General features: G+C 42.0%; 15 protein-coding genes. 7 read left to right on the forward strand and 8 right to left on the reverse strand.

Annotated features, from left to right (window positions below; translation table 11 throughout):
- Window positions 1-8: 8 nt before the first annotated feature.
- From AC0IWT_RS03040 to pxpB, 4 genes are read right to left on the reverse strand one after another with little or no spacing between them, the layout of a single operon-like run.
- A complete protein-coding gene (locus tag AC0IWT_RS03040) occupies window positions 9-1190 on the reverse strand; it encodes an NRAMP family divalent metal transporter (RefSeq protein WP_471795927.1) in 1182 nt (393 codons plus the stop codon).
- Window positions 1187-1948: a 5-oxoprolinase subunit PxpA gene (locus AC0IWT_RS03045; RefSeq protein WP_471795928.1), complete on the reverse strand. Its 762-nt coding sequence runs from the start codon at window positions 1946-1948 to the stop codon at window positions 1187-1189. Before AC0IWT_RS03045 ends, AC0IWT_RS03040 begins: the two co-directional genes overlap by 4 nt.
- Window positions 1949-1958: 10 nt before the next feature.
- Entirely contained in the window at window positions 1959-2957 is a 999-nt protein-coding gene (locus tag AC0IWT_RS03050) for a 5-oxoprolinase subunit C family protein (protein ID WP_471795929.1), read from the reverse strand.
- Window positions 2954-3685, reverse strand: coding sequence for a 5-oxoprolinase subunit PxpB (pxpB, locus tag AC0IWT_RS03055; RefSeq protein ID WP_471795930.1), 732 nt, complete (start codon window positions 3683-3685; stop codon window positions 2954-2956). Before pxpB ends, AC0IWT_RS03050 begins: the two co-directional genes overlap by 4 nt.
- A gap of 211 nt (window positions 3686-3896) precedes the next feature.
- Here pxpB and AC0IWT_RS03060 point away from each other — a divergent pair, with 211 nt between their 5' ends.
- On the forward strand, window positions 3897-4211 hold the full coding sequence (locus tag AC0IWT_RS03060) for a hypothetical protein (RefSeq protein WP_056095640.1): 315 nt from the start codon (window positions 3897-3899) through the stop codon (window positions 4209-4211).
- Window positions 4204-4884 (forward strand): competence protein CoiA family protein, encoded by a 681-nt coding sequence (locus tag AC0IWT_RS03065; protein ID WP_471795931.1) that lies wholly within the window; start codon window positions 4204-4206, stop codon window positions 4882-4884. The genes AC0IWT_RS03060 and AC0IWT_RS03065 overlap by 8 nt, the downstream gene beginning before the upstream one ends.
- On the opposite strand, the gene AC0IWT_RS03070 is transcribed toward AC0IWT_RS03065, so the two are convergent.
- Window positions 4881-5597, reverse strand: coding sequence for a DUF481 domain-containing protein (locus AC0IWT_RS03070; protein WP_471795932.1), 717 nt, complete (start codon window positions 5595-5597; stop codon window positions 4881-4883). The genes AC0IWT_RS03065 and AC0IWT_RS03070 overlap by 4 nt on opposite strands.
- 140 nt (window positions 5598-5737) lie before the next feature.
- On the opposite strand from AC0IWT_RS03070, the gene AC0IWT_RS03075 reads away from it, so the two are divergent.
- The gene (locus tag AC0IWT_RS03075; RefSeq protein ID WP_471795933.1) at window positions 5738-6742 is read left to right on the forward strand and encodes an LLM class flavin-dependent oxidoreductase; all 1005 of its coding nucleotides are present in this window, start codon (window positions 5738-5740) and stop codon (window positions 6740-6742) included.
- A gap of 2 nt (window positions 6743-6744) precedes the next feature.
- Here the strand turns inward: AC0IWT_RS03075 and AC0IWT_RS03080 are convergent, their stop codons facing one another.
- On the reverse strand, window positions 6745-7404 hold the full coding sequence (locus AC0IWT_RS03080; protein ID WP_471795934.1) for a DUF4142 domain-containing protein: 660 nt from the start codon (window positions 7402-7404) through the stop codon (window positions 6745-6747).
- Between the two features lie 62 nt (window positions 7405-7466).
- Between AC0IWT_RS03080 and AC0IWT_RS03085 the strand changes: the two genes are divergently transcribed.
- Complete coding sequence (locus AC0IWT_RS03085; RefSeq protein WP_471795935.1) at window positions 7467-8999, forward strand: SulP family inorganic anion transporter; 1533 nt, start codon at window positions 7467-7469, stop codon at window positions 8997-8999.
- A 31-nt stretch (window positions 9000-9030) separates the two neighbouring features.
- Here the strand turns inward: AC0IWT_RS03085 and AC0IWT_RS03090 are convergent, their stop codons facing one another.
- Window positions 9031-10038 carry an SDR family oxidoreductase gene (locus AC0IWT_RS03090; RefSeq protein WP_056872177.1) on the reverse strand — a complete coding sequence of 336 codons (1008 nt, stop codon included), beginning with the start codon at window positions 10036-10038 and terminating at the stop codon, window positions 9031-9033.
- Between the two features lie 337 nt (window positions 10039-10375).
- On the opposite strand from AC0IWT_RS03090, the gene AC0IWT_RS03095 reads away from it, so the two are divergent.
- Window positions 10376-10576, forward strand: coding sequence for a hypothetical protein (locus tag AC0IWT_RS03095; protein WP_056872178.1), 201 nt, complete (start codon window positions 10376-10378; stop codon window positions 10574-10576).
- Window positions 10577-10582: 6 nt separating this feature from the next.
- On the opposite strand, the gene AC0IWT_RS03100 is transcribed toward AC0IWT_RS03095, so the two are convergent.
- On the reverse strand, window positions 10583-13165 hold the full coding sequence (locus AC0IWT_RS03100; RefSeq protein WP_471795936.1) for a hypothetical protein: 2583 nt from the start codon (window positions 13163-13165) through the stop codon (window positions 10583-10585).
- A 225-nt stretch (window positions 13166-13390) separates the two neighbouring features.
- Between AC0IWT_RS03100 and AC0IWT_RS03105 the strand changes: the two genes are divergently transcribed.
- Window positions 13391-22780 (forward strand): Ig-like domain-containing protein, encoded by a 9390-nt coding sequence (locus AC0IWT_RS03105; protein WP_471795937.1) that lies wholly within the window; start codon window positions 13391-13393, stop codon window positions 22778-22780.
- Window positions 22781-22816: 36 nt separating this feature from the next.
- Window positions 22817-23818, forward strand: coding sequence for a PorP/SprF family type IX secretion system membrane protein (locus tag AC0IWT_RS03110; protein ID WP_471795938.1), 1002 nt, complete (start codon window positions 22817-22819; stop codon window positions 23816-23818).
- The last annotated feature ends 7 nt before the right edge of the window (window positions 23819-23825 follow it).

The following is a 23825-nucleotide window of genomic DNA, read 5'->3' on the forward strand; positions in this document are numbered from 1 at the left end:
ATTTAAAATTATGGAGTCAACATTTGGGCAATTGTGCCGTAGCCCATCCAAATCATGGTTAAAACCACTGCGCCGCCGGCAACTGTGAGCCAAAGTGGTTGTTTATAGCCAAAAACAATTTTTGTGCGATAAGCAGCAACCAACATTACGCCGAGGGCAATTGGCAGGATTAATCCATTTATTGCGCCAACGGTCAGTAATACCTTTATCGGCTTTCCAATTATCACAAAAATAAGGCAGGAGATTAATATAAAAACGATAATAATTTCCCGGTTGTACTTTAAGATTAACGGGTGAAAACTTTTAATGAATGAAACCGATGTGTAGGCAGAACCAACAACTGAAGATATTCCTGCTGCCCAAATAACGATACCGAACACTTTATAACCAAACTGGCCGCTCGCCAGTTTAAAAACCGATGCTGCGGGATTTGCGGGGTCTAAATGTGCACCAGTGCTCACCACACCAAGCGCTGCAATAAAAAGGAGCAATCGCATTACCGAAGCCAAACCAATTGCACTTAAGGCACCTTTGTTTACCGCAGACAGATTTTCGATACCAGTTTGACGGGCATCCAGTAAACGGTGAGCACCCGAAAAGGTAATGTAACCACCAACGGTACCGCCAACAATTGTGAGTACAGCTGTAAAACTGAATTGTGTTGGATTTACGGAGCGAATTGCGGCTTCTGCAAGCGGAGGATTGCTGACCCAGGCGATAAATAAGGCAAGAAAGATTTTCAGGATGCCCATGGTTTTAGCAAATGCATCCATCGCTTTGCCCGCTTCTTTGTATATAAATATGCCGATAGCAATAATCGCACTAATTACGGCACCCTGGCCAACACTTATGCCAAACAGTACATTTAAACCTAAGCCAGCGCCGGCAATATTCCCAATATTGAACGCAAGGCCGCCCAAAAAAACAAGAAAGGAAAGAAAGTAGCCCAATCCCGGAAAAACTTTGTTCGCAATATCCTGGGCGGGTTTATCGGCCACCGCAATTATACGCCAAATGTTCAACTGGGCAATGGCATCGAGCACAATAGATAACAAAATAACAAACGCAAAGCTGGCACCCAGCTGTTCCGTAAAAACGGCAGTTTGCGTTAAAAAACCAGGCCCGATGGCTGATGAAGCCATTAAAAAAGCCGCACCAATTAAAACACTCCAGTTGTATTTTCTTTTCATTTTTTATGCGACTGAATAATAATACCGGCAGCCTTTAATTGTTCAGAGATTAGTTTTGCAAACTCTACTGCATGCTGCCCGTCGCCGTGGAGGCAAAGCGTTTCTGCTTTTAAAGCTATTTTCTGGTTATCTGTCGCGACAACACATTGGTCTTTCACCATCATCAAAACCTGGCTCAAAGCCACGTGTTTATCCGCAATGATTGCGTTCTCTTCACTTCTAGCCGTAAGTTGTCCGTTGGGTTGGTAGGTGCGGTCTGCGAAAACTTCCGATGCCGAAGGCAAGCCAATTGCTTCGGCGGCTTTTATCATTTCGCTACCTGCAAGGCCGTAGAAAATCAAACCCGCGTCGAAATCAAAAACGGCCTGGGCAATTGCTTTTGCCAAACCAGTATCAGTGGCCGCCATGTTGTATAATGCGCCATGCGGCTTTACGTGATTGAGTTTTCCGCCGGCAGCTTTAACAAATCCGTGGAGCGCACCAATTTGGTACAGCGTAATTTGATAAGCTTCAGTTGCGCTAATTTTCATAGCCCGTCTGCCAAAACCCTGCAAATCCGGTAAGCCTGGATGTGCGCCGATCGCAACCCCTTTTTTTATGGCCAGATTTACCGTTCGCTGCATCACTTGCGGGTCGCCTGCATGGAAACCGCAAGCAATGTTAGCCGAGGAAACGTAATCCATTAAAATCTCATCGTTAGGCATAAAATAATTGCCAAACGCTTCGCCCATGTCACAATTTAGGTCAATACTCTGCATCAAAAATAGTTTAGCTTAAGAATTTGTTTTTAACCGCGAGTTTAATTTTTTGTAATATTTTTTCCTGCTGAATATACAGCATTTCTGCTTCATCAAAACTAATTTCGGTAAAACGGATGTTGTCGTTTGGTTTTAACTGAGCGCAAAGCGATAGGTCAACTGCGGCAACTTGTCCAATTCTTGGATAGCCACCAGTTGTCTGGCAATCGGCCATCAACAAGATCATTTCGCCATTTCCGGTAACCTGAATTGTGCCCGGACAAACCGCTGTACTTAACAATTCATCTTGTTTACGCTTTGATATTTTATCGCCCGAAATTTGAATTCCCATTCTGTTGCTATTTATACCGACGAAAAAATCTTTAGAAAGAAAGTTTATAATAGAATCAGGGGTAAACCAGGTAAATTCCCCGGCAGGAAAAACCCTTATCGCTTTTTTATCGGAAGGTAAAAGAGAGGAGCGGGGAATGAACCACGCAGGCCAGGAAATTTTAGGTCCTTTAATACTTGCTATTATTTTTTGCGATAAGGAACTGAGATTTTCGCCTCCCGATAGCCTGTCGCCAATTTTTAAACATCTACCTTCCAAGCCCCCGAAACCACCAAGTAAGTAGGTGCTTTTGCTCTCAAGCACATCTGGCACTTCAAATCCTCCGGCTATTGCTAGGTATGTTGTTGCGCCTTCGGGATTGTTTATCAACTTAATTATGGTGCCGGCTGGGATAAAAACCGGTCGTTCTGACGGTATTTGTACGCTATCAGCTACCAGCATTGCACCATCTCCGGCGTAGGCAATTACAAGATCCGTTTCTGCTTTAAACGCTGCCGCGGCATAAGTAAATTCGATTGTTGCAGAATCCTCCTCGTTCCCTAAAGCAATATTTGCAATCCGGGCAGATAAATTATCCATTGCGCCGGAGATAGGTACAGCCTGGGCAAGGTAATTTTTCCGTCCGCCATCTTGAACCGTGGTTAATATGCCTGGTTTTAAAATGCTTATCGTCATCATTTCTCCAGCGCTTTAAATTCTTCGAAGTTAACCGATTTAAATTGCACCTCGTCGCCTGCTTTTAAAAGCGAAGGCTGTGAACGGCCTGAATCGAACATTTTCAATGGCGTTTGTCCGATGATTTGCCAGCCACCCGGCGTTTCCAAGGGGTAAATTCCAGTTTGTTTTCCAGCAATTCCGACACTTCCTGCTGCAACTTTTGCTCTGGGGACTAATTTTCTGGCGGTTGCCAGTCGTTCATCCATTCCACCCAGATAAGCAAAGCCAGGTACAAAGCCAATCATGTATACCTTATAAATTTGACGGGTATGGAGGTCGATAACTTCATCAACAGATAATTTAGCATTCCTTGCAACCTCATCTAAATCCAAACCATAACCGGCAACGTAGCAAACAGGTAGTACAATGCGTTTTGGAGTAAAATTCCGGCCATCCAACTTACTATTATCGCTCAGCGACTTTAAATAGTGCGATACCTTTTCAAAGCCGTTGGCGCCAAATAGCTCACTACTACTACTTACCTCTAATAGATTGTAAAAAATACTTAACGTGGTATAACCCGCAACACATCCCTTAAAACCTGGAAAAGGATTAGCTTCGAGCAGCAAATTGAAGCGGGCGATTTTAGCAGCTGTTGGTTCGGCAATTTCGCTCCCGAAAGTAAGCGTAACTGCGTGCTCGCTTAGCGGATAAATCTTAAAATCAAATTCAGAGAATAAAGTCGACAATGCTATACATTAATGTTTCCGCTCTGAATATATAAATTTCAATCCTTTTTAGGTGCAATTTTATTTCATTAATCAACAGTAAGTTACCGCACCGAGGGTAAATTTATATCCTAAATATTTGCTTGCTAAAAATATTAGTATATTTTTGCCGTTGTAACAGTAGTTTATTTGTTGATGCTATTGTTCCAAGAAGATTAATTGAAGATTATATATGACGGTTACCGTACTTGCCATTACAGAAACTGATTTTGTACCGGATATTTCGCTTTCCAAAATAATGAATGAACGACTTAAGCAAGCCGCTGCCGAACTGCAGGATATTCATTTGCAGGCTATGCTTTCTGTTGGGCAACCGAAAGATGATCTGGTAATTTATATAAGTTACAATCCAAAATATACGATTCGTTTTCGCGTGGTAAATGATGTGCCGGAGGAAGTTGAAAATTTTGTAGCCTACACCTGTGGTAATCTTGGCTATATAAAATGGAAAACCAATGTGGTGAACATTTTTAAGGGAAATGAATAGGAGTGAAGAAAATCTTATTACAGAATTTCCGGATGATGCTGCGTTAAGTCTGCCACCGCTTTGGGTTCCGGAGAAATATCATAAAGAAAGTGTATGGCATAGAAACTGGAAGAAAGCTTTTCCGCTGGAGTACAGGGAAAAAAGTTTTTGTTGCCAAACCACAGGCGAGTTACATCGTGCAGATGTGTATACACCTTGCGGCACCGCAATAGAGTTCCAGAACTCGCCAATAAGCGTTGCTGAGATGAAGAGCAGGGAAGCTTTTTATCCAAAGATGATTTGGATACTGAATGGAAAAAAATTCAAAGGCTTTAAGATTTTAAAGAACCTGCCTCACCCGGATGATCCAAAATTAAAAGACTACGAATTCAGAAAAAGCGACCACCTTTCTATGGTTAGGAAGGCTGATGTTTTAAGGGCGGTTGAAGTACCGAAGGTTTTAAATTTCTACCATCCAGAAATAAAGGGTGTAAGCATTACCTCAAATTTTTATCATTTTTGTTGGAAACAGCCTCACGCTGTATGGTTTTCCGCAACAGCGCCAATAATTGTTGATTTGGGAGGGCATTTTTTATACCGCATGCGGGTGAGAAAGCAACTTTCCGGCGATTATCCGTATCTGGAAATGATTAACCGAAAAACTTTTATAGAGCGCTATGTTTGTTTTGGTTAAAAATATTTATCTACACTTAAACCGTAAGTTAAATTTAAGTTTTCCCGCCCGGTAATGTTTAACTTGTTGTAATTTAAGGCTGTTGTTAAACTAATCCACTTTCTGATTCTAAGGCCTAAGGTTGTTGCAGAACGAATAATGTAATCGCCTTTTCTGGCATAAGAATTTTGCAAAAAGTGGCTTCCATCTATTGTGATGATATCTTTAATTAAAAAATGATATTGCAACCTTAGCGAATTTCGAAGTGTTGTATAATTTTCCAGTTCAACCAAACTGCTTTTATCAAACAAAATTCCATTACTTAAATTGATGTACGCATTCGGTTTATCGATAAAGTTGTAAGCGATGCCAACACCGGCAAGTAATTGGTTTTTAATCTGCAGGGAATAACTGGTGTTGTAATTAGCCAAACCCCAGTAGTAAAAATGCGGGAAGGTTTTGTACAGGTTAAAGTTCATCGTTGTTGAGAAATCGTTGTTGCTTAATGCACTGTTTTGCTTACCGTAAAGCCATGTGCTGCTGCTGTTTAAAACGATACTTTTCTTCTTCAGAGCAAAATTCAGATTGTTATTTAGAAGGTATGCGTTCTCGTTATTTGTTCGGTTTACCGAACCCGATGATGACAGCACGATGTGGTAATTGGTAGAATCCGTAAACTGGCCGAAGGCGTTTGAACCCACAATGAAAAGCAAAAAACTCAAAAGTAACTTCATACCTCCTTTAACAGATTTTTTCTGCCTGATGTTTGCTAATTAATCAAACTAAGTACGAACTGTTTCCATACCGTCATTTGTTTTACGATAACCTTTGAATGGATATATAAACAATATTTTTGTCCTTTATTATTCCCAATATGTTAGAAAATACCTTAAAAAATATACCTTATTCAGTTCTCGATCTTGCCACTGTTTTAGACGGCCATACTGCTGCAGATACCTTTAAAATGAGTTTAGAAATTGCACAGCAGTCAGAAACTTTGGGCTACAAAAGATATTGGTTTGCCGAGCATCATAACATGGCTGGAGTTGCAAGTTCTGCACCGGCGGTTTTGATAGGTTTTATTGCCGGTGGTACGAAGACCATTCGCGTGGGTTCTGGAGGAATAATGTTGCCGAACCATGCGCCGTTAATTGTTGCAGAACAATTCGGAACACTTGCGTCACTTTATCCAAACCGAATTGATTTAGGCCTTGGTCGGGCTCCGGGAACGGATCAGGTTACGGCTTTAGCCATCCGGGGCGAAAATTTTAATGCTGCGCATAGCTTTCCACGTGATGTAGAAAAACTCCAACAATTATTTTCCGGAGATAACCGCACATCAAACGTTCGGGCAATGCCAGGTGAAGGTCTTGAGGTGCCTATATGGATTTTAGGATCGAGTACAGATAGTGCAAGGTTAGCAGCCGAGAAAGGCTTACCTTATGCCTTCGCAAGTCATTTCGCTCCCGCATATTTTGAGCAGGCAATTACAATTTACCGGAATAATTTCAAACCCTCTCCATTTTTGCAGGAGCCTTACGTTATGGCCTGCGTAAATGTTGTAGCCGCCGATACTGATGCGGAAGCGGAGGTTTTGTCTAGTTCGGTAAAAAGAATGTTTCTAGGCGTAATTACCGGCAGGCGGGAACTGCTTAAGCCGCCCGTTGAAAATATCAACGCGTATTGGGATCAATTAGAAAAAGAAGCCGTTGAGCAAATGTTGTATTATTCATTCATTGGAAGCCAAAGTACAATTAAGGCCGATTTGGAGCGCTTCATTTCAAAATTTGGCGTAAATGAAATCATGACCACATCGCATATTTATGATCATGACGCAAAGCTTCGTTCCAACAAATTACTTGCTGAAATTTTTCAATAAAACTAATTGGCGGAAAACTTTTTAAGCTGTTCCAGTTGATTTTTCGCGAACATTTTAAGCTCCGGGTCGCTAGATTGTGCTTCTTTTTGGTAAATCGAATTTAATTGCGCTAAGCTTTCCTTCAAATTAGCTAAATATGCGCTGTCGAATTTAGAACCTGAAAGGGAAGCTAGGCCCGATGTTGCAGCTGGAGTAGCTGGCAAGTTTTTTGGACTTCTTGTTCCATTATTGCCAGCTTCGCCGGTTCCAGATTGATTCCGGCTTGTATCCCGCATATTTTCAGGCGCCGAATCTATCCGGCCATCAGGGCGCATGCCACCTAAAGGCTTGCTCATGGGTAAGGCAACATTTTTTCTTTTTGCCAGCGCCCTCAATTCAGTATTACTTTTTGTAAAGTAATCGGCAAGTTTTTTAGCCAGCGTTTTAGTTTTATTTGTACCCGAATTTAGCGCCAGGCCTGCTGCCTCCATTTCTTTAATGTTTATGGCGTATGCAGTAGAAATAGTATTCACACTATCCTGCTTGTAAATAATTTTAACCGGTGAATATTCAACGCGATTTTTGGCCTGCGTTTGCCCTGCCGAAAGAATTAATGCAATGCCTGCAGCGAAGAAAGTTGAGTTTTTCATATCCTTAAGATGTTCTAAGATTATAACCTTCATATGTTTAAAAAGTTTTGTGATGTTAAAATCCATTGGTTAATTGGCTTATCTTTGTAGCTTCTATGAAATCGTACCTTAATTTGTTTGATTTTAAACAAAAAGTTAATTACAAAAATGAAATCCTCGCGGGTTTAACGGTGGCAATGACGATGATGCCGGAATCTTTGTCCTTTGCAATTCTGGCTGGTTTTCCGCCACTTGTTGGTTTGTATGCGGCGTTCATAATGGGCCTCATCACATCCATTTTTGGGGGGCGGCCAGGTCTCATTTCCGGCGGGGCAGGAGCCACTGTTATTGTGTTAATTGCTTTGATGAAATCTCACGGACTTGATTATGTGTTTGCTGCAGTTATTTTAGCTGGGGCAATACAAATCATAATTGGGCTGTTCAAGCTAGGAAAATTTATCAGGCTTGTTCCACAACCGGTTATGTATGGTTTCGTTAACGGACTTGCTGTTATCATTTTTATGGCGCAGCTGCAACAGTTTAAAACCGTTGTAAACGGTCAGGTTAGCTGGCTTGCGGGTCCGGCATTGTTTATCATGCTCGGTTTGGTTTTGTTAACCATCGCAATTGTTGTCTTGCTGCCAAAAATCACGAAGGCAGTTCCACCATCATTAGTCGCAATTATTGTTGTTTTCCTTATCGTCTTTTTCTTTAACGTAGATACCAAAACTGTTAAAGATATCGCCTCTGTTAGCGGTGGGTTTCCTCCATTTCACATTCCGAAAATTCCTTTCGATTTTGATACGCTTAAAATAATTTTTCCTTACGCAATTATTATGGCGGGCGTAGGTTTAACTGAAGGGCTGCTTACGCTTAATCTTGTTGATGAAATAACCGCTACAAAAGGGAATGGCAACAGAGAATGCGTTGCTCAGGGTACTGCAAATATTGTTAACGGGTTTTTCTTTGGGATGGGAGGTTGCCCCATGATTGCCCAGACACTTGTCAATTTATCGGCGGGCGCAAGAGCGAGATTATCAGGTATTATAGCTTCGTTGACAATTTTGTTGATTATACTTTTTGGGGCGCCAATAATCGAGCGTGTACCCATGGCGGCACTTACCGGCGTAATGATAATGGTTGCGATTGGTACTTTTGAATGGGTTAGCTTTAGAATTATAAATAAAATGCCTAAACAAGATATCTTCACTGGCATCATCGTTGCCGCCATCACAATTTTTCTGCATAACCTTGCACTGGCAGTTCTAATTGGTGTAATTATCTCAGCTTTAGTTTTTGCATGGGAAAGCGCAAAGCGAATTAGGGCCCGGAAATACCTGAATGATGCAGGCGTAAAACACTATGAAATCTACGGTCCGCTATTTTTTGCATCCGTAACTGCATTTAATGAAAAGTTCGACATCGCCAAAGACCCTGACGAGGTGGTTATTGATTTTAAGGAAAGCAGGGTTGCTGATATGAGCGGAATTGACGCGTTAAATAAACTCACAGAACGATATGCTAGCGTTGGAAAAACGTTGCATTTAAAGCACCTGAGCAATGATTGTAGGCTGCTTTTAAAAAATGCAGAAGCCGTTATTGATGTTAATATTATGGAGGACCCAGAATACCTTGTTGCCGTAAAATAGTTAACGTGCCGCTTTAAGCGGCACGTTAATGCTAAGGCTGGCCACTGCCACCAGCAGCACCATATATTTGTCCGGTAGAAAAACTTGCATCATTTGCAGCGAGTTGCACATAAATAGAGGCCAACTCTGCAGGCTGCCCTGGTCTGCCTAGCGGTGTTTCTTTACCAAACTCTTTTAACTTTTCTGGCGTTGAGCCGCCTCCCATTTGTAATGGCGTCCAGATAGGACCTGGCGCTACACCATTCACCCGTATTCCTTTTGGTCCCAGTTGTTTCGCCAGCGATTTAACGTAGTTAGTTGTTGCGGCCTTGGTTTGGGCGTAATCATATAAATTGCCAGATGGATCTGTTGCCTGAACAGACGTAGTGCCAATGATAGACGACCCGGGTTTTAAGTAGGGAAGTGCTGCCTTTATAATCCAGAATGGTGCATAAATATTTGTTTTAATTGTCCAGTCGAACTGCTCACTTGTAATATCCATAATCGAATCGTGCGTTTGCTGTCTGGCTGCGTTGCTTACCAGAATATCAAGTCCGCCTAAACTCTTTGCAGCTTCATCCACCAGTCTTTTGCAGAAAGATTCGTCACGTATATCGCCGGGAATAGCAACCGCTTTTCTGCCGGCTTTTTTAATTAATTCAACAACTTCTCTGGCATCGGGCTCTTCTCTTGGCAGGTAATTTATCGCAACATCTGCACCTTCACGGGCATACGCAATTGCTGCAGCCCGTCCCATACCCGAATCTCCTCCCGTAATCAGGGCTTTTCTGCCTGCCAACCGACCAGAGCCTTTGTAAGTGGTTTCGCCATGATCTGGTTTTGGGTTCATCTCGCTGGTAAGCGCAGGCCAGGGTGCGTTAACGTGTTGAAATGGCGGCCTTGGATATTTTGTTGTCGGATCCACCAAGCCATCTGCAGCAACAGAAAATGCTCCGGTTCTGGCCGAGGCATCAAAAACCGGGGTAGCGGCCACAGCAGCCAAGCCAAGACCAAGGCTTCCTATTGCCTTGCGTCTGCTAATTTTATTTTCTTCTTTCATGTTTTTGTTTACTAGATGTACTTAAAAAACCTATAAAACCATTTAAGGTTTAATAATTCGAAAAAAAATCCCTATAAAAGTTTTTTAAAAAAAATAAAACTATCTGTATAACAATCCGTTATTATGCTGTAAGAATTTAGTCAGTTCGTAATTTTGAAGGATTGATTAAGTTTTAAGTAGCCCTTCAGCTGAAAAGCAAAGGGCTTTGTTTGTATTATTGCCAAATAATTCACCTGATCCTTTAATCAAAAAAGTTGTGAGTTGTATTATAGCGTATACAAATTAATATTACAATTATTTTTATTATTGCGCCAAATTACAATTTAGCTTTTGTTGTATGCTTAGGAAAGGTACTATCACATCGATAGAAAATGATGGAAGAGGGATTATTACTGATGAGAATGATCAGGAAATTCCTTTTGAATTTGAAAGAAATATGTTGCAGAGTATAAAAGGAGCAACCGTAAGTTTTGATATAGAGTTGGGAAATGCAGGCCTGGTTGCAGTTGGAATACAGCTCATTATAAATCAAATGTAACTAAACTCAGGTTTGTTTGTAAGATTTAAGAATACTGAAAGTGTGATCAAAGTCGCTGCTGTTTACGTTTGAAAAATCGGGCATATTTAAATTGCGAGCCTGTAAAAAGTTGAGTAGATCTTTAATGTTTTGATTAATACTCTCGGTTTTATTGGAGCGCTTAAGCGCATCTATTTTAACTAAGCGAAGGGCAATTTCAGAAACATAAAGCTCGTTAGTATTTGTAATATTCAGTCCTTTATCTATTTCTGTTAAGGCACCTTCATAATTTTTGGTTTGGTTAAGAAAGTTTGCTTTTGCAATATGGTATGCAGATTTTATATATGGCGTGTAATAGGTATTGCTTTCATTAATGAGTTTATCGAGGTATTTTATTAAACGCTGCGCCTGTTTGTGCTGATTCAGTTTGATGCAGATTTGAACAGAAAATATCAACAGAAACGACGAGAATATAGACGATCGCAAGTAAAAAATTTTTGGATATTTGGTTATAATCGCTTGTAAAAACCGCCCGCACTCTTCATAACTTCTATTGGTAAATAGTACTAAAACAACCAATCTATAAGTTATAATTTCTACACTTGTAATTTCCTCATTTCTTCTAGGCTCACTGTTATATATTTCTTCACACAGGTGTAAAATCTTTGCATCAAGTGTTTTGCTCTTGTTAAGCTTATTGTTCAGTACGTTAGATAAATACAGAATTAAGTCATAAGGATTTATTGGAAACATATCCTGCATGGTTTTGCTGTGTCTTTTTAAAACGTTCATGTTCTTAGTTAGGGCATTTCTGTCCATATCTATCACACAAACGCTGCATTCAATAACGTTCAGCAAAATTTGAATTTCTTCTTTAAAAACTTTCTCAGAAATTCTTTTTATCGTTTCCTTGTAGTTTTTACTAACAAGCTTTCCTAAAACTAAAATATCTATGAAATGTATATCAATAGTCTGGGCGTTAAAATTTCCGTCTCCCTTCTCCAGCTCAAACAGCGCCACATCGCAAATAAAATCAAACGCATTGTTTTTTTCATCATTACTGAATGGTAGCCTAAAAATATGTTTAAGCGCCTGAATTTCATTTCTGTTCAGACAGAAACGGATGCTCCAGTTTAGCATAAGTGCCCTTAGCTCCGGCTCCAATTCGTAAACACTCAAAATTTCTTCAAAAAAAGCCTTGTCTGGCTTAAAGTTTACTTTTTCGGTAAGCTCCATGAACAGAAAATAGGTGTATAAATCATCGTTTAAAAACTTGATTATTTCCGTTGGAATCGATGTTGTTAATCTTTTTTCTTCGATAAGAATCCCGTCATAAATCAACTCCTGATAAGCTTCCGGATAGCTTGAAATGTAATTTAAGAGTTTCTCTTTGGCAACGCGGTGACAAACATTCCCTTTAGAAATGGAATTGCTGACTTGCTTCAGGATGAAAATTTTCTCAGTACTGTTTTTTGACAAAAATATTTTCTTCTCCAAAAAATAGTTTATCAGTTCGAGGCATAACAGGTAATTATCAAGCCTTATGGTGGTATGCTCCTGTTTTAATTTAAAATAAACCTGCAGCCAGAATGGAGTTGAAAATTGCTTAATAAGCCCCGGATGTAAATCCCCCTCATCGATTTTTCTTCCTTCTATGTGGCTGAGCGTATAGAAAATCTCCTCTTGGTTTAACAGCGGTACATTTGTGCCATTTTCATCATCGAAAAACAAACCTTTGTACCACGATTTGGTTAAAAATGCAGAGCCCGTAATGGCTGGTTGCATATTAATCCAAGTATTTACCCTCAACCCAATAACAATCTTCAGGAAATCGCATTCCGCAACACTGAATAGAAAATCAGTGAAAACTTCAAAATATTTATTTTTTGATAAGAAGTGGTCTGTTCCATCAATAATTAAAACAAAGCGACCCTTTCGTTCTCTCGGGTTTCTTTTGAAATAGGCAATAAGTTCTGATATACCAGCAAATTTAAACTCTTTTAGAAACCATTCCTTTAACGATAAATCGTTCTGAATAATTTCATTTATCGTTCCTGAATTAATTAACAGAACGATGTCGTTTTTGTAAATGGCGTGTTCACTATAGAAAAAATGCTCTACCAAATGCGCTATAAAAATCGATTTCCCCTGACCAGGTTGCGCATTAATAGTTGTAAACTGGTAAGGTTTATTTAAAAAGTAGTCGAAATCAGCGTATAAAAAACTTCTGTTCGCTGTGGCGATGAAGGGGACGCCCGAATTATTTTTTTTCGCGATAAGCGATATATCCGTAACCGCCTGACATCTTATCTTGAGGTCAGACCAGACATCATTTACATCTTCGATTTGATTTTTCTTGTCTTTACAAAATGAATCCCAATCGGTGTAGCCGATATACTGGGCAAGACTGTTTAAAGTAAAGAGGGAAAATTTATGCAAAGTTTGGGCAAAACCAAAGAAGCGTTTAACGGTGGTTTCGCTAACGTAGTTTTTTGTTTCCTTAAATACGAGTTCAGATATCGTCTTACAATGTCCCGGGTCTATATTTCTCAAACCCGATTTTATAAGAACGAATTTCCTGAGCTGGGAGAGCAATTCGTTTGTATTCATTTTAGAGGATAAAAAGCTAATGTCACCAAAATTATGCATTAGCAGAAATCATTTACGTAACAAAGTTCCTATGAACAAAATGAATGAAAAATTCTGAAAAACAATGAACAACAATGGATAAATCCTATTGCAATATGCTAACGTAGATTTGACAACGAATGCCAAACCACCCTTTAGAGGGATGTGCTATTGAGATTCGAAGAATCAAACCTAATAACGCTTGATATGATGAAATTCGCTACCCTTCAATCCCGTTTCGGGAAATTTTGCATTATCCAACTAGTTGCAATCATCTCATTACTAACGCTTACAAACACTGAATCGTATGCCCAAACAAAAATTTATGCAAATACGGTAAGTAAAGTTAGCGCCAACGGCCAATCTTCTTTAACGGGCTGTGGCTTACTTAATGCCTTCGGATGTTTTGATACACCCACAGTCGATAATGCTATAAACGCAACAACGGCTGATGAAACCACTTTTGCAACGGTAAAATCTTCGGGAGGTTTAGCACTCGGAATAGGCGCTTATGTGGGCGAGATTGAATTGAAGTTTCCAAATACGCTTCCTGCGGGCACAACATCATTTATTAGGATCGATGCCGATCCAACTTTGCTAAACCAGTTACTTGGCGGTAACCTGGGTGGTCTGCTTTCTGGCGTGGTAGGAGGTGTTGCTTTGGGTAACCACTCCATCGAAGCGGGGGCAAGAAATGCTGGCGGAACAACTGTTCTTAGCGGTTCAAGTACCGGGTCTTTTACATCGCCAAACTTACGGTTGATTAGAGACGGGCAGGGCTTTTTCTACTTTGCGTTAAGGCCGTCACAAGCTTACGACAGGGTTTACGTTCGTGATGCAACAAGCGCTTTATTATTAGGTACATTAAACAATACAAAAGTTTTTAATGCTTTTTACACATCTGGCGTCGATGCCTGTTCGCCTGCATTTGCGACCGATTTTGAAGGTAACGGCTTAACTGTAGATGCTTTAGGTTTAGGTAAAGCCGGTGTAACCAATCCAAGTTACGCCATAGATGCAAGCGCCACAAATTATTCGGAATTAAGCTTAGGTGCACTGGGTGTGGCCGGTTCAATTACCCAGAATTTTTATTTTAGTACACGATCAAATGCAGGCGACGATTTCAATTTGAGATTTAGTACTTCTTCTGCGTTGTTAACTGCAGGGGTGTTAAACAGGATTACCGTTACAGCATATAGCGGCAGCAATTCGGTATACTCAGCTTCCGCCTCGGCACTTCTAAATGTTGATTTGCTTGCACTGTTAACCAACGGCCAGCCAGTTACCGTGCCATTTTCGCCAGGCGTTCCTTTTGACAGGGTAAGTGTGACACTGTCATCTCTGCTAAATGCAAATTTAACGCAAACAATCCGGATTTACGGACTAACGAAGTCGGCAGGCAGACCAACATTCGTTTTACCTGCTAGCAATAATGTGGCAACATGTTTTAACGCTCCTGCAACTTTAGCTGCTACAACTCCAAACACAAACGAGTTGCGCTGGTATGATGTAATTGAAGGAGGAACTGCTTTAGCCACAACCGCTTATAATGGTACATTCACCACGCCAGCACTATCAGCCAATAAGGTTTATTATGTAGCTGCCAGGCGTTTGGGTTGCACAGAAGAGTCGGTAAGGGTTCCGGTTAATGTTACCGTAAACCCGGCGATTACCTTTAACACAACAACACTTTCCAATGCTGCTGTTGGCTCTTCGTATACGAAACAAATTGATGCAGCCACCGGCGGAACACCTGCTTTTACTTATGCCTTAAGCAGCGGTAGCACGTTGCCTTCTGGCTTAAGCCTTTCTTCTGCAGGCGCAATTTCCGGAACGCCATCACTTAGCGGTAATTATACCTTTTCGGTAACCGCTACCGATGCCAAAGGCTGCACAGCGATTTCTAATTATACGCTCACAGTTACTGACGCACTTGCGCTCACAACTGCACCTTTACCTGCTGGCGTAACAGGTACTTCGTATCCTGCGCAAACAATCCCTTCTGCAACCGGCGGCACAGGTCCTTATGCGTATACAGCGGTTAATCTGCCTCCAGGTTTAACTTTTAATCCTGCAACCCGGGAAATTACCGGAACACCAACACAAGCTGGTAATTATGATATCCCGGTAACGGTAACAGACGCGAACGGGAGTAGCGTAACAACACTTTATTCTGTGAAAATTACTGATCCATTATTACTACCTCCTGCCACGCTGGCAAATGGTGCAACAGGTCAGGTTTATACACCACAAATTATTCCAGGTGCAACAGGTGGTACGGGTCCTTATACTTACACATCTGTTAATCTGCCTCCGGGACTAGGTTTTAACCCAGCAACAAGAGAGATTACAGGAACGCCAACTTCTTCCGGAACTTTTACCTTCCCGGTGACCGCTACAGATGCTGACGGCAAAACTGTAAGTACAAATTATAGTATTGCTGTAATTGATCCGTTTTTATTACCAGCCGCAACCCTTGCCAGTGGCACAGCCGGAACTGCCTATCCAGCTCAAACCATTCCATCGGCAACAGGTGGGGTTGGGCCTTATACTTACCAGGCAACCGGAATTCCTCCCGGACTAACATTTAATGCCACCACAAGAGAAATAATTGGAACACCAACTCAGGCGGGAAATTATACCATTTCTGTAACTGCCACAGATAGTCAGGGAAGAACGGCCTCTAACACTTATCCGTTGAGCGTCTCGGGCGTTCTATCGCTGCCGACAGCAACCTTACCAAGCGGTGTTGTTGGAACCGCTTATTCAACGCAGACTTTGCCACCAGTAACCGGCGGTACTCCACCATATACCTACATTGCAAGTAACCTGCCTCCGGGATTAAGTTTTAATACCGTTACCAGGGAAATTACGGGCACGCCGACACTAGGAGGAACCTATGTGGTTTCTTTAAGCGGAACAGACGCCAATAACAATAAGGTTAATACAGATTACACAATTGTGATCAATGTAAACCAGCCTGTTGTAGCCAGTGTAGCTGTTTGCGCAGGAAGTTCGGCTACTTTGACAGTTGGCAATCTGCAAACTGGTGTTACTTATAATTGGTATGGTGCAACAGGTAGCACACCACTTGTAACAAACAATTCGGGTGTTTTTGTTACACCAGCCATTAATTCTTCAACTACTCTTTATGTTGAAGCAATTTCAGGAACTGCAGTCAGCACCAGAACAGCGGTTAACGTTACGGTTAACCCACCGGCAAATCCAGCGGTTGTAACCACCAATAACCAGGTTGTAAATTCGGGTCAGAGTACGGTATTGTCGGCAACAGCCGATGCCGGTAACTCGATAAAATGGTACGCTGCAGCCACAGGAGGAGCCCCATTGGCCACAGGCTCTAACTTTACCACGCCTGCATTAACAGCCACAACCACCTATTATGTTGAAACCACAAATGCAAATGGTTGTGTAAGTGAAGCGAGGGTTCCGGTAACCGTTACCGTTATCAGCGGAGGCGGAAATACCGCTTGTAACACTGCGAACAATCAAAATACAGGAATCACTGGTATTTGCCTGTTATGCAGTATTAGTGGTGCCGGAAATTCTACCGATGTAAATCCAAATAATTTTACAAGAATTAGTCTGGCAGTTGGCGTATCCTCAACAGGATATCAACAACTGATATTTCCTTCAGCAGGGGTAGCAACGGACAGTATCCGATTAGATCTGGGTTTGCCAACCGGATTGCTGGATTTATCACTCTTGAGCAATGTAACCGTAAATGTTATGAACGGGCAGACAATTGTTTCCAGCAACCAGTTAAATTCATCAACACTTAAACTAGCGCTTTTAGGTGGAAGCAGATTTACTGCTACACTTGCAGCTGGTGGCGCTTACGACAGGGTGGAAGTGCGTTTCGGTGGTTTGGTTTCAGCGGTTAGCAGCCTTGATATTTATGGAGCAACTGTTATTTATCCAAATCCAACGCTTACAAGTGGTTCTCAAACAATTTGTTCAGGAACTACAGCAACACTTTCAGCAACAGCAAATGGAGGCACATCTTTAAGCTGGTTTGATGCGCCAACCGGCGGAAATCTGCTTGCATCCGGCGGAACGTTTACAACGCCAACCCTAAATGCGACAACTACCTATTATATTGAAGTTACAAACGGAAATTGTGTAAATACAACCCGATTACCGGTTGTTGTAACGGTAACACCGGCCGTGGCTTTACCTGTATTAGCACCGATTGCGAATGCCTGCATCGGCTCATCAGCAACTTTATCTGTAAGCAATCCAGACCCTGCACAAACATACAGATGGTATTCGGCGGCTACGGGTGGTACTTTACTCTTTACCGGAAGTACTTTTGTAACGCCAGCTTTGAATGCTGATATAACTTATTTTCTCGAAGCTGCCAACGGAAGTTGCGTTAGTCCAAGCAGAGTTCCTGCAGCAGTAACAGTAACTCCAAGACCGGCAATTCCGACAGTAACAGCTTCATCATTGAACGTAAACGCTGGTCAAACCGCAACGTTAACCGCAAGTTCAAATGAAAGCGGCGTTACCTTTAACTGGTACGATTCACAATCATCCACAACACCAGTTTTCTCGGGTTCAACTTTTGTAACGCCTCCAATAACAACAACCACCAGCTACTATGTCGAATCTGTTTCGGTATCTGGCTGTGCATCTTCTAGCAGAGTACAGGTTACAATAACCATAAATGGTACTGGTACGCCAACTATAATACCTTGTGAAGCTGCCGCAACTCAAACCAACGGCGTTTCGGGAGTGGCTTTGCTTGCCGGTGTTTTCAATGCTGGTTTAGCAATTGATAACGATGCGCAAACTGCATCCTCACTCGTTATGCCGGTAGGTGCGATTGGCGCAACCGTTTATCAAAACTTATATTTTGGAAGTTTGTCTAACGTTGGGGATACATTGAAGGTATTAGTTTCATTCCCACAAAGCCTGGCTTCAGTAGGCGTGTTAAATAATATTTCGATTACCACTTACAACGGTGCAAATTCGAATAATGATGCTGTACTTTTAAATAGCGGGCTACTTAACGTTAGGCTTTTGAACGATAACACTCAGGCCCTGATTACCCTGATTCCTACCAGTCAATTCGACGGCGCAAGATTAAGTTTAAATTCAGGGGTGTTGGGAGCGTTAACCTCTGTAGACCTTAACTATATGCAGCGTGCTATATTAGCACCGAAGGTAGCTTCTGCAAGCGTTTCGGGTTGCGCTGGTTTAACAACAACATTGTCGGTTTTAAATCCTGTTGCGGGTGTAACTTACAGATGGTTTGATGCAGCTCAAAATGTTTTGGCAGATGGGCCTACTTACACAACCGCAGTTTTAACTGCTGATACTAGATTTTATGTAGCAATAGTTTCTGCCTCAGGCTGCGTAAGCGCTAAAACAGCAGTCGATGTTACCGTTCAACCATTGCCTGCCACGCCAGAATTATTGGCTCCAACCGTGAGCGCTTGTGCTGGAAGTTCCATCGTGTTACAGGTTAAAAATCCTGTTAACGGAATAGTCTACAGGTGGTTCGATGTAAATGGTAACAGTGCTGGAGCCGACGGGACAACTTTAACCGTTACGCCATTAACAAGCACTACCTATACCGTAGAGGCCGTAAACAGCTGCGGAACAGCATCAGCCAGAGCTACGGCTACGGTAAATATCGGGGCAATCCCTGATGCGCCTGTAATTACACCGGCATCTGCAACAATTGTTTCAGGTACACGTGCGTTTCTTACTGCAACAACATCAATTGTTGGTGCGACAATTAACTGGTACAGCGATTCCGGAATGCTCAATTTGGTAAATACCGGCAACACATTTCTAACACCAGTATTAGCAGCAAATACAACTTATTATGTAACAACGACCGTTTCAGGATGTGGTACAAGCACACCTGTTCAGGTAACTGTTGTTGTAACACCGGCAACGCCAGGCACTACGCCATGCGGAATTGCTACCGTAACAGCAGCTACCGGAGTAGATGGAGTAAATATCGGAGCCGCAGTCTATAATCAAGGCTCTGCTACAGATAGCGATTTAAACACCGGGTCGACCCTGTTTATTCCTGCCGGAATTTTGAATACCTCAGTTTATCATCGCTTAGCTTTCACTGGCGGCTTATCAAACGTTGGAGATACTTTAAGAATAAAAATTTCATCACCAGGTAATTTATTATCTGCAGCTGTACTTCCAAATATTACTTTAACAACCTATAGCGGAAGCACCAGTAATAATGATGGTGTAACATTAAACAGCCAGCTTATTCAGCTTAATTTAGCTAATAACGGCAGCGAAGCAACTTTAATTTTTGTTCCTGCCAAGCAGTTTGATGGTGTAGAATTAAGGCTGAGTTCCGGATTGGTGGGTATACTAAATTCTATTGACTTTAATTATGCGCAGCGTTCTATTGCAGCCCCTGAAGTAAGTGTTGCGAGCGCTACTGCTTGTTTAGGTTCGTCGGCTGTTTTAACGGTAAACAACCCTAAACCAAATACAACTTACAAATGGTATCAGGGAACAGTTTATCAGGCCAATAAAGATGGCGTAACGTTTTTAACGGATCCAACACTTGCCGCCGGAACTTATGATTTCTTTGTAACCGCTACAGGTAACAATGGTTGCGAATCTGCGCCTGTAAAAGTTGTCGTTACCGTTTCTGCACCTCCTGCAGTTCCTGTTACCGCTACAACGAATCCTGCGTCAACCTGCTTAAATTCGCCTGTTACCTTAAGTGTACAACCTGTTGCAGGAATAATTTATAAGTGGTATGATGCAGCAACAGGAGGTACTTTACTGGTAAGCAACAGTAATACATTTACAACGAGCGCAAGTTTAGCGGCAGGTACTTATGTTTATTATGTGGAAGCGTCATCGGCTTCAGGTTGCTCTAATGCGGTTAGAATACCGGTAACCATTACCGTAAATCCAAATGCTTTGGCATCAGATATCAGCATTACAGGCAATACATCTTTGTGTACAGCCGGAACCACAATATTAACCGCGAGCAGTACAACGGTAACCAATCCGGTATTTACGTGGTATGGCGATGCCGCTTTAACCAACCAGTTATTTGTTGGTCCTGCATTTACCACACCTCAAATTTCAGGCAATACAAATTATTATGTTACTGTTAGCGGAAGTAATCGCTGTGCGAACACCTCAGGTAATGCAGCAGTGGTGTTAATTAGCATTAACCCTGTTGCTACCGCTTCAGATATCAATGTTACCGGCGCCAGTACAATTTGTGCAGGTTCATCGACCACGTTGGTAGCAAGTTCTGCTATTCCAAACGCTGTGTTTACCTGGTATAATGATGCGGCTTTAACCAGTGTAGCATTCACTGGTGCTTCATTCCAAACGCCATCTTTATCAGCCGAAAAAATTTATTACGTAACTGTAAAGGGTGATGGCAGATGTGAAAATTCGCCGGCCACAGCGAAAGCCGTATTGGTAAATATAAATGCGCTATCAACTGCGGCAGATATTAACGTGACCGGGTTGAATATCATCTGCAAAAATTCTACAGCAGCTTTATCTGCATCTTCTGGTACAGTTACCAATCCGGTGTTTACCTGGTACACAGATGCTGCTTTAACGAATGTAGCGTATGTTGGCTCTTCATTTACAACACCTGCTTTAGCTGTTACAACAACTTATTATGTAACTGTAAAAGGCGATAATAGTTGTGCAAACGCACCGGCCGACGCGAAGGTTGTAACGGTTACTGTTAAGGATTATGCTACGGCCGCCGACATCACTTTGAACAACTTAAACATTTGTTCGGGTAATTCTGCAACCTTAATGGCATCGAGCGTTACAGTAACACAACCGGTATTTACCTGGTATAGCGATGCATCGCTAACTGTTCCGGTGTTTACTGGTCCAACTTACAACGTTTCGGTAACAACCACCACAAGTTTTTATGTTACCGTTAAGGGCACAAATAAATGTGAAAACGCTGCGGCGGATGCTAAAGTAGTTACTGTAAATGTTAATCCACTGGCAACCACAACAGATATAATCGTAGCCGGAAATACAAATGCCTGCGCTGCTTCTTCAGCAGTGTTAACGGCTAGCTCAACAACGGTAACCAATCCAGTATTTACCTGGTACAGCGACGCCGCTTTAACAAATGTTGCTTTTGTTGGTGCAGTATTTAATACCCCAGCATTAACAACGAACACTACATATTACGTAACCGTTCGGGGCGATAATAAATGTGAAAATGCAGCATCAACTGCGAAAATAGTAACGGTAACGGTAAACGCTGCGCCTGCAAATCCGGTAATCGCAGCCGCTGGAACTACTGTTTGTTCGGGTAATGCAACAACGTTGAACATTCAGAATCCTCAGGCGGGTGTAACTTACCAATGGTACGATGCCGTTTCCGGAGGAAATCTTTTAACAACCGGTACAAGCTTCACAACGGGTGTATTAAATGGTTCTGTAAGTTATTATGTAGAAGCAATTGGTGCTGGCGGCTGTGTGAGTTCATCGGCAAGAACAATGGTTATGGTAACCGTAAATCCGCAACCATTTGTACCAATTGTTGCAAGCAACTCAGTAAGTGCCTGTGCCGGAAGTACCGCTACACTTTCCGTTACAAATACGCAACCAGGCGTTACCTACAACTGGTACACAACACTCACAGGCGGAGCCATTGTAGGCAGCGGAAGTACATTTACAACACCTGCTTTATCTGGCAACGTAACCTATTATGTAGAAGCGGTATCCGGAACCTGTACATCGGCTAACCGTACGCCGGTTGCAATTACCGTTTCGCCGCTGCCAGTTGCACCACTTCTGGTTAGTGCCACAAACGGCCTTATCTGCTCAGGAAGCACAACAATACTAAATGTAAGTTCTCCTGATGCAGGTTTAACTTACCGGTGGTACAACGTTAGTTCTGGCGGTACAGTTTTGGGTCAGGGTACAAGTTTTATAACTCCGGCGCTTACCACAACAACTATTTTTTACGTGGAAAGCGTAAGTGCAGCGGGTTGTAGCAGTGCCACCCGAACTGCTACAACGGTTACCGTTCTGCCGGTTTTGGCTGCGCCAGTTGTCAGGGTGCAAACAACTACACCTGCTAGCGTAACCTTTGCGTGGAATCCGGTTGCTAATGCTACAGGATACGAGGTATCTATGGATAATGGCTTAAGCTGGCAATCGCCATCAAATGGTGCCGCTTCAACAAGTCATGTGGTTACAGGTTTAAAACCTGATCAAGGTGCTGTAATCCTGGTTAGAGCGCTCGGCCAGATTGGTTGTCAAACCAGTGCAAATTCAATCCCGGTAACAGGAAAAGCATCAAATCCGATAGGAAACGACATTTACATTCCTAATGCATTTACTCCAAATAATGACGGTAAAAATGATGTATTCTTAGTTTACGGTACTACAATCGCATCGGTTAAAATGAGCATTTACACACAGTGGGGTCAATTAATTTATCAGGTAAATTCTACAACTACCGGCTGGGATGGAACATACAAAGGCGTTGCACAACCAAGTGGCGTTTATGTTTACATGATCGAAATTGAATCAAACGATGGAACGAGAGTAATGAAAAAAGGAACAGTAACGCTAATCAGATAATTAACAGATATAATTTACCGATATAAACTACATGCCATGAAAATTCTATCACCTCTAAAAATATATGCTACAATGCTTCTGCTTAGTGTTTTTACACTAAACTTGAAAGCGCAGACCGACCCACATTTTTCGCAATATTATGCATATCCGTTATGGCTAAATCCGGCTTTAACTGGTGTTATCGACGGTGATTACCGAGCTTCGGTTAATTTTAAACAACAATGGGGTGCACTTTCGAACTCCTTTTTAACTGGCGGCGCATCATTTGATGTTGCGCCAACGAAAAATTTCGCTTTTGGTGCAACAATTTTAAATCAGCGGGCAGGCGAGTTGGATTTCAATTATTTAACTGCGCTGGTTTCAGGTTCTTACCGGTTAAGATTTGGTTTAGAAGGTTTGCAAATGGTGAGTTTTGGCTTGCAGGCGGGCTTTGTAAACAGAAGTTTCGACTTGTCGCAGGGAAGATTTGGCAATCAGTTTAATCCTGTTTCAGGTTACGACGGCGGACTTTTGAGTGGCGAAACCTTTTCTTCGACCTCCTCATTTGTACCGGATATTAACGCCGGCATAATGTATTTCGACGGAAACCCGAACCAGAATGTTAACGTTTTTATTGGCGCAAGTGCAGCACATTTAAACCGGCCGATTGAGCGGTTCACAGACAACAGCACGCGTACACCAATCCGGTTTACCGGTCATGGTGGCGCCAGAATAAGGGCCTCTGAAATACTTGACGTAGTTCCAAATGCCTTGGTAATGTATCAGGGAAACACCAATGAAGTTTCTTTAGGTGCCTATGCGCAGTTGATGGTTAACAACCAATCGAACATCTTGTTCGGTGGAAACTACCGCATTAAAGATGCGGCGATTGCTTTTGTTGGCTTACAATTTAAAAACATGGTTTTTGGTTTAAGCTACGATGTTAATACCTCAAATTTTAACCGGGCATCAAACAGTAACGGCGGTTTAGAATTATCAATTTCACTCATCGGTCGTAATGGTATCATCGGTCCTAATTTCTTCTGTCCTCGTTTATAATCGTATT

Source organism: Pedobacter sp. AC464 (genome assembly GCF_979253075.1).

Excerpts from the sequence above, each read along its gene's own strand:
- AC0IWT_RS03100 (WP_471795936.1), bottom strand. The coding sequence starts at position 13,165 with ATGAATACAAACGAATTGCTCTCCCAGCTCAGGAAATTCGTTCTTATA.
- AC0IWT_RS03040 (WP_471795927.1), bottom strand. The coding sequence starts at position 1,190 with ATGAAAAGAAAATACAACTGGAGTGTTTTAATTGGTGCGGCTTTTTTA.
- AC0IWT_RS03060 (WP_056095640.1), top strand. The coding sequence starts at position 3,897 with ATGACGGTTACCGTACTTGCCATTACAGAAACTGATTTTGTACCGGAT.
- AC0IWT_RS03080 (WP_471795934.1), bottom strand. The coding sequence starts at position 7,404 with ATGAAGGTTATAATCTTAGAACATCTTAAGGATATGAAAAACTCAACT.
- AC0IWT_RS03050 (WP_471795929.1), bottom strand. The coding sequence starts at position 2,957 with ATGATGACGATAAGCATTTTAAAACCAGGCATATTAACCACGGTTCAA.
- AC0IWT_RS03085 (WP_471795935.1), top strand. The coding sequence starts at position 7,467 with ATGAAATCGTACCTTAATTTGTTTGATTTTAAACAAAAAGTTAATTAC.
- AC0IWT_RS03065 (WP_471795931.1), top strand. The coding sequence starts at position 4,204 with ATGAATAGGAGTGAAGAAAATCTTATTACAGAATTTCCGGATGATGCT.
- AC0IWT_RS03070 (WP_471795932.1), bottom strand. The coding sequence starts at position 5,597 with ATGAAGTTACTTTTGAGTTTTTTGCTTTTCATTGTGGGTTCAAACGCC.
- AC0IWT_RS03110 (WP_471795938.1), top strand. The coding sequence starts at position 22,817 with ATGAAAATTCTATCACCTCTAAAAATATATGCTACAATGCTTCTGCTT.
- AC0IWT_RS03095 (WP_056872178.1), top strand. The coding sequence starts at position 10,376 with ATGCTTAGGAAAGGTACTATCACATCGATAGAAAATGATGGAAGAGGG.
- AC0IWT_RS03045 (WP_471795928.1), bottom strand. The coding sequence starts at position 1,948 with ATGCAGAGTATTGACCTAAATTGTGACATGGGCGAAGCGTTTGGCAAT.
- AC0IWT_RS03090 (WP_056872177.1), bottom strand. The coding sequence starts at position 10,038 with ATGAAAGAAGAAAATAAAATTAGCAGACGCAAGGCAATAGGAAGCCTT.
- AC0IWT_RS03075 (WP_471795933.1), top strand. The coding sequence starts at position 5,738 with ATGTTAGAAAATACCTTAAAAAATATACCTTATTCAGTTCTCGATCTT.
- AC0IWT_RS03105 (WP_471795937.1), top strand. The coding sequence starts at position 13,391 with ATGATGAAATTCGCTACCCTTCAATCCCGTTTCGGGAAATTTTGCATT.